Source organism: Mycobacterium sp. (assembly GCF_035653355.1).
Lineage (GTDB): Bacteria > Actinomycetota > Actinomycetes > Mycobacteriales > Mycobacteriaceae > Mycobacterium.
Genome location: NZ_DASRBZ010000047.1, coordinates 1 through 3544, shown reverse-complemented (window position 1 = coordinate 3544; position 3544 = coordinate 1). Strand labels below are relative to the sequence as shown.

Below are 3544 nucleotides of genomic sequence, written 5' to 3'. Positions count from 1 at the left end.
CTGGCCGGGCTGGCCGCGGGCGCCACCACGATACTGGCCGACGATGCCGAGCACCGCGACCCCGAAGCGCTGGCCGCCCTGATCCAGCAGCACGGGATAGCGCAGGTGACCGCGGTGCCGAGCCTGGTATCCATATTGGTGGACGCACGGCCCGAGACGCTGCGGTCGCTGACTCGGCTGGTGTGCGGCGGCGAACCGATGACGGTGTCGTTGCAAGAACGATTGCTCTCGAAGTGCGGCGGGCCGGATGGCCCTGAACTGCTCAACAACTTCGGCGCCACCGAGACCTCGGGTGCGTTGGTGCGCGGGCCGCTAACCCCGCCGGTGCCGATTCTGGGTAAACCGCAGCCGGATTCGCAAGTTTATCTGCTCGACGATGCCCTCAAGCCGGTGCCAGTCGGCGTGGTCGGTGAGCTGTACTACGCCGGCGCGCAGCTGGTCCGCGGCTACTGGAAGCGCCCGGGCCTGACCGCATCCCGGTTTGTGGCCAACCCGTATGCCAGCGAGGCGGGCGCACGGTTCTACCGCAGCGGCGACCGGGCCCGGTGGACCGAAGACGGGCGCCTGGAGTTCGTCGGGCGCACCGACCACCAGGTGAAGGTGCGCGGCTTTCGGGTCGAGCTCGGTGAGGTCGAGACCGCGCTGAAGGCGGCAGACGGAGTGGCCGCTGCGGCCGCGCGCATCTGGGACGTCGAGGGCAGCACCACGTTGGCCGGCTACGTCGTGCCGCACCAGCCGCTTGCTCACGAAACCGAAAAATCGGCATTTGCGGCACAAGTGCGCGCACACGTCGTATCGAGCCTGCCCGGCTATGAGGTGCCCTCGTCGATCACCGTGCTCGACACGATGCCCAAGACCGAATCAGGCAAACTGAACCGGCCCGCGCTACCGAAGCCGGCGGTCAGCACGACCGGCCGAAGCGAACCACCGCACACCAAGACGGAATCCGCGATCGCCAAGGTGTTCGCCGAAGTGCTGGCGACCGCCGATGTCGGGCGGTTCGACGACTTCTTCGCCCTTGGCGGGGACAGCATCTTGTCGGTGCAGCTGGCGGCGCGGGCGCGAACAGCCGGCCTGCCCATCAGCCCCCGGATGGTGTTTGAGAACCCGACGGTGCAACAACTGGGTGCCGCGGTCGATGCGGCGGGTGCGGCGGAACCCGAAGGCGAGCAGGCCGATACACGGTTCGAGCCGATGAGCGCATCCGGGCTGTCGGCGGGAGATCTGGCCGCCGTGACATCCGCTTGGGCCTCGAGGGGTGACAAGCCGTGACCGCCACGCATGTGCAAACCGGCGCCGCGGAAATCGAAGACGTCCTGGCGCTGAGTCCCCTGCAGCAGGGCTTCTTCTCGCTAGCCAAGCTCGCGGCCGACGGTATCGACCTGTACACGATGCAGTTCGTCGCCGACATCGAAGGTCCGCTCGACGTGGCGCGGCTGCGCCGCAGCGCCGAGGCGATGCTGGCGCGCCATCCCAATTTGCGGGCATCGTTCTGGGACCGCGACCTGCCGCACCCCGTGCAGATCGTGCCCACCGTCGTGACGCTGCCCTGGCGCGAATTCGATGCTGAGCCAGATGAATTCGATACCCTCGCTGAGGCCGAGCGCCTGACCAACTTCGATCTCGCCGACGGTCCGCTGATGCGGTGTCTGCTGTTGCGCACGTCTGCGGCCACCGGCCAGCGGTTCCGACTGATTCTCACCGTGCACCACATCCTGATGGACGCGTGGTCGTTGTCGGTGTTCTTCCGAGAGCTGATCGCGGTCTATCAGTGCAGCGGCGACGCAAGCGTGCTTCCGCCGCCCCGCCCTTACCGGGACTACATCGGATGGCTTGCTCGGCAGAATGTCTCGGAGACCATCCAACGCTGGGTCGACTATGTCGCGCCGTTGAGCAGCCCGACGCTACTTGCCGAGACCACCCAAGACGGGCTGGGCACGGCGATCCCGCAGCGCACTGCGCTGTCGCTGGATCGCGCGGCCACGACACGGTTGACGCGCTGGGCCCGTGCGCATGGGTTGACGCTGAATACCGCGCTGCAGTTCGCCTGGGCGGTGGTGTTGAGTCGACTCACCGACCGTCGCGACGTCGCATTCGGCACCGTAGTATCGGGCCGTCCGCAGGGCCTGACCGGCGTCGAGACGATGGTCGGGCTGTTCATCAACACCGTTCCTGTGGTGGTGGAACTGGATTCGCAGGCAACGGTTCTAGAGCAATGTCGTGCGCTGCAACAGCAGAGCGCCGCCATGCGCGACCACGGCTTCGTCGGCCTGTCGCAGTTGCAGCGTGCAACCGGACGCGGAGCGCTGTTCGACACACTGCTGGTGTTCGAAAACGTCGCGATCGGACCGACCACCGAAACGGTCGTCAGCGACGACGGGGTGCGGTTCCGGCCGGTGGGCGCCGAAAGCCTGTCGCACTATCCGCTAACCGTCGTCAGCTGCCCGCCCGAGGACGAGTTGATGGTGATGCTCGAGGCGGTGCCGCAGGCATTCCCGCACCTATCGGTGGGCGACATCGGCGAACGGATACTTGGCGTGCTGCGCCAGCTGCCCGACGCGGACGGCCTCACAACCGGTCGTCTCGACGTACTACTGGCCGCCGAGCGCCGGCGGCTCGCCGTTCCTATCGACCAAACAGCCGGCACCGCAACGGAAACCGTTACCACCGCGTTCCTCCGCCAGGCCGACGCCACACCCGGCGCCGTGGCGCTGTCCACGGCGGACAGTGCGCTCAGCTATGCCGAGCTGCGCGACGCGGCCAGCCGGCTGGCCCGGGTGGTGGCCAATCGCGGTGTCGAGCCGGAAGACCGTGTGGCCCTTGCCCTTCCGCGTTCACCCGCGTCGGTGGTAGCCATCCTGGCCGTGCTGCAGGCTGGCGCGGCTTATGTGCCGGTCGATCTCGACCTGCCGCCCAACCGTATCGAGTCGATCCTGCGCCAGTCGGCTCCGCGGCTCACCGTCACCGTCGGGCAGAGCGCAGCAAGCGTCAACGATTATGAGAGCAAAGGCGGTCTGCTGGTGCTCGACGATCCCGCGGTCGACGCCGAGATCGCCGGCCACGACACCAGCCCGCTGCCTGAGCGAGCACACCCGGACAACGCCGCCTACGTCATCTTCACCTCCGGTTCGACCGGCGAACCCAAAGGCGTGATCGGAACCCACCGAGCACTGCTGTCCTACTTCGCCGACCACCGCGAGCGCATATATCGGCCTGCCACAAAGCGTTTGCGCCGGCCGTTGCGTATCGCCCACGCCTGGTCGCTGAGCTTCGACGCATCGTGGCAGCCGCTGGTCGGCTTGCTCGACGGCCACGCCGTACACCTGTTCACGAGCGACGAGATGCGCGACGCCGCCCGCCTCGTCGACGGCATCGACCGCTGGCGCATCGACATGATCGACACCTCGCCGTCGATGTTCGCCCAGCTGGCCGCGGCCGGACTGCTGGAGCTGCGGGCAGCCGAATGCCCCGGCCGGCCCCGGCTGACGGTGCTGGCGCTGGGCGGGGAAACCATCGCCGTCGACGACTGGGCCCGGCTGCGGGC

Annotated in this window: 2 protein-coding genes; both read left to right on the top strand. The window is 67.9% G+C overall.

The window, feature by feature from the left end:
* On the top strand, positions 1-1272 hold a 1272-nt coding region (locus VFA16_RS01440), incomplete at its 5' end, for a non-ribosomal peptide synthetase (protein ID WP_324966104.1).
* The coding region (locus VFA16_RS01435; protein WP_324966103.1) for a condensation domain-containing protein at positions 1269-3544 on the top strand (2276 nt) is incomplete at its 3' end. The genes VFA16_RS01440 and VFA16_RS01435, both read left to right, overlap by 4 nt.